The sequence below is a fragment of the Streptomyces ossamyceticus genome, from assembly GCF_001418475.1.
Taxonomy (GTDB): Bacteria; Actinomycetota; Actinomycetes; order Streptomycetales; family Streptomycetaceae; genus Streptomyces; species Streptomyces ossamyceticus.
In genome coordinates, this window is record NZ_LIQX01000781.1 from 1 (window position 1) to 3,318 (window position 3,318).

The following is a 3,318-nucleotide window of genomic DNA, read 5'->3' on the forward strand; positions in this document are numbered from 1 at the left end:
CCGCCCACACCCCGACCGTCCTCCTCGCGGTCGTCCCGTCCTACGTCCCTTCCCGCGTCCCGTCGGAGCACCGGACGCCGCCCCCGCACCCCACCGAAAGGCCCTTCATGCTGCCCGAGCCCCTGCGCGGCCCCGCGTTCTCCTCCTATGCGGCCGAGGAGGTCGGGTGGCTGCTGCAGGACCTCTCCGAGGTGACCCTGGAGGCGCCGACCGAGGAGCGGGAGGAGGCCATCCAGAGCGGCGGGGCGCACTACGCCGAGTCGCTGCCGGTCGAGTACCAGCCGAGCGAGCAGTACCAGGCCCTCTTCCACAGCGCCCTGGACGCCTCGGCCGAGCGGATCGCCGTGGCCGTCGGGGTCGTGACCGAGACCGTGCTCGCGGAGCGGTCCCCGCGGCCCGTCCTGGTGTCGCTCGCCCGCGCCGGGACGCCCGTGGGCGTGCTGATGCGCCGGTGGGCGTGGCAGCGGCACGGCGTCGAACTGCCGCACTACGCCGTCTCGATCGTGCGGGGCCGCGGCATCGACGCCAACGCGCTGCGCTGGCTGGCCGCCCACCACGACCCGGCGGACGTCGTGTTCGTCGACGGCTGGACGGGCAAGGGCGCGATCACCCGTGAACTCGCCGTCGCCATCGAGGAGTTCGAGCGGGCCGAGGGCGTCACCGGGTTCGACCCGGAGATCGCGGTGCTCGCCGACCCCGGCTCCTGCGTGCGCACCTACGGCACCCGCGAGGACTTCCTCATCCCCTCGGCGTGCCTCAACTCGACCGTCTCCGGGCTGATATCGCGGACCGTGCTGCGCGCGGACCTCGTCGGACCCGACGACTTCCACGGCGCCAAGTTCTACCGCGAACTGGCCGGCGCCGATGTGTCCGTGGAGTTCCTGGACGTCGTCTCGGCCCGCTTCGCCGACGTCACCGACGCGGTCGACGCCCGCACCAAGGAGCTGTTGTCCGCCGACCGCAGCCCCACCTGGGAGGGCTGGGCGGCCGTCGAGCGGATCAGCGAGGAGTACGGCATCCACGACGTGAACCTGGTCAAGCCCGGTGTCGGGGAGACCACCCGGGTGCTGCTGCGCCGGGTACCGTGGAAGATCCTCGCGCGGGCCGGGGCGGGCGCGGACCTCGACCACGTACGCCTGCTCGCCGAACAGAGAGGGGTACCGGTGGAAGAGGTGGCGGAACTGCCGTACACCTGTGTGGGACTGATCCACCCCAAGTACACACGGGGCGCGACCGGTGCCGACGGCAAGGCGGTGGCGCTCTGATGCCCGGCCCCCGAGTTCTCGTCGCCAGCGATCTCGACCGCACGCTCATCTACTCGACCGCCGCGCTCGCGCTGACCATGCCGGACGCGCGGGCGCCCCGGCTGCTCACCGTCGAGGTGCACGAGAGCAAGCCCCTGTCGTACCTGACCGAGACGTCGGCGCACCTGCTGACCGAGCTGGGCGACGCGGCGGTGTTCGTCCCGACGACGACCCGGACCCGCAAGCAGTACCAGCGGATCAATCTGCCCGGGCCCGCCCCGACGTACGCGATCTGCGCGAACGGCGGGCATCTGCTGGTCGACGGGGTCTCGGACCCGGACTGGTACGCGGGCGTGACCGCGCGGCTCGCGGACGAGTGCGCGCCGCTGGAGGAGGTCCGGGACCATCTCGCCGCCACCGCCGACCCGTCCTGGGTGCGCAAGCACCGCATCGCCGAGGACCTCTTCGTCTATCTCGTCGTCGAGCGCGAGCTGCTGCCCGAGGAGTGGGTGAAGGGGCTCGCGGTGTGGGCGGAGAACCGGGGCTGGACGGTGTCGCTCCAGGGCCGGAAGCTGTACGCCGTGCCGAAGCCGCTGACGAAGAGCGCGGCGATGCGGGAGGTCGCACGGCGGACCGGGGCGCAGCTGACGGTGGCCGCGGGCGACTCGCTGCTCGACGCGGATCTGCTGCTGGCGGCGGACCGGGCGTGGCGGCCGGGGCACGGTGAGCTGGCGGACGCCGGCTGGTCGGGGCCGACGATCACGGCGCTGCCGGAGCGGGGGGTCATGGCCGGGGAGCGGATCCTGCGGGAGTTCCTCCGGGCCGCGCGGGAAGGGTGACGCCGGAGCCGTCGGCCGGGCGTCGTCCGGTCAGGGGGTGGGGGTGCCGCTATCCGCGGGCTGCCGGTCGTCGGTGGTCGAGCGCGCAGTTCCCCGCGCCCCCTCGGTGTTCCCCTTCTTCAGGAGGCGGAGCGCCGCGAATGCCAGCACGGCCAGCGACGCCGTCGCCAGGACGATCTTCGAGTACGTGGAGACGACCGCCGTCACCTCGGTCCAGTTCGCGCCCAGGAAGTAGCCGGCCAGCACGAAGAGCGTGTTCCAGATCGCGCTGCCCAGCGTGGTGAGGAGCGTGAAGACGGGCAGGGGCATGCGTTCGACGCCGGCGGGGACCGAGATCAGGCTCCGGAAGACCGGGATCATCCGGCCGAAGAAGACCGCCTTGGTGCCGTGCCGGAGGAACCACGCCTCCGTCCGCTCCACGTCGGAGACCTTGACGAGTGGCAGCTTCGCGGCGATCGCCAGGGTGCGGTCGCGGCCCAGGAGGGCGCCCACGCCGTACAGGGCGAGGGCGCCGATGACGGAGCCCGCCGTGGTCCACAGCAGCGCGGCGTAGAGGTCCATCCGGCCGGTGCTCGCGGCGAAGCCGGCGAGAGGGAGGACGACCTCGCTGGGGATCGGCGGGAAGAGGTTCTCCAGGGCGACGGCCAGACCGGCCCCCGGTGCCCCCAGCAGATCCATCAGGCCTATGATCCACAGGGGTGCGCCGCTCATCGACTCCGCTTGCATGGCTGTCATGGGCGCAGGCTAGGGGAACGAAGCTGAAGGGAGCCTGAGGTGCGGATGAACGCTCCCGGCCCGGAGGCCGTTGAACCCAGTGTGATCAACCGCAGCATCCGCCGCCGCAGCATCCGCCGCCCCCGCCTCCGCCCGCCCGGGGCGCAGGGGCGGCAGCGGAGGCCGAGCCGCCCACCGAGACCGTCGACAGCAGCTTGACGGTGTCCGGGTGGCCCGAGGGGCAGTCCGCGGGAGCGGACGACTCGGCCATCGGACGGTTCAGTTCGAAGGTGTCGCCGCAGGTCCGGCAGCGGTATTCGTAGCGAGGCATGTGCTCAGGCTAACCGGCGGCGAGCCGCCGTCAGCAGGGCTTGTTTTCGACGGGTCGGTCACACTGGCCAAATTTTCACGCTGCCGACCGGGGCGGTTGTGAAAGTGACTGATAATTTGTGGTCGCTGTGTGGAGACCGGACGGCCGGGGGACCGGGGGGCCGGGGGGCTCACAGCCGCGGGTGTGGCGG

General features: G+C 72.3%; 4 protein-coding genes. 2 read left to right on the forward strand and 2 right to left on the reverse strand.

Annotation, left to right across the window (positions count from 1 at the left end):
* Together AOK15_RS38595 and AOK15_RS38600 are read left to right on the forward strand one after the other, a co-directional pair.
* Positions 1-1,265: cysteine protease StiP family protein (locus tag AOK15_RS38595; RefSeq protein ID WP_167738908.1), on the forward strand; the 1,265-nt coding region annotated here is incomplete at its 5' end.
* Positions 1,265-2,083: an HAD family hydrolase gene (locus AOK15_RS38600; protein ID WP_055523563.1), complete on the forward strand. Its 819-nt coding sequence runs from the start codon at positions 1,265-1,267 to the stop codon at positions 2,081-2,083. The genes AOK15_RS38595 and AOK15_RS38600, both read left to right, overlap by 1 nt.
* Positions 2,084-2,113: 30 nt before the next feature.
* On the opposite strand, the gene AOK15_RS38605 is transcribed toward AOK15_RS38600, so the two are convergent.
* On the reverse strand, positions 2,114-2,818 hold the full coding sequence (locus AOK15_RS38605; protein WP_079058939.1) for a DedA family protein: 705 nt from the start codon (positions 2,816-2,818) through the stop codon (positions 2,114-2,116).
* Between the two features lie 85 nt (positions 2,819-2,903).
* Positions 2,904-3,128, reverse strand: a complete 225-nt coding sequence (locus tag AOK15_RS43305) for an FmdB family zinc ribbon protein (protein WP_079058940.1) — start codon at positions 3,126-3,128, stop codon at positions 2,904-2,906.
* Between the last annotated feature and the right edge of the window lie 190 nt (positions 3,129-3,318).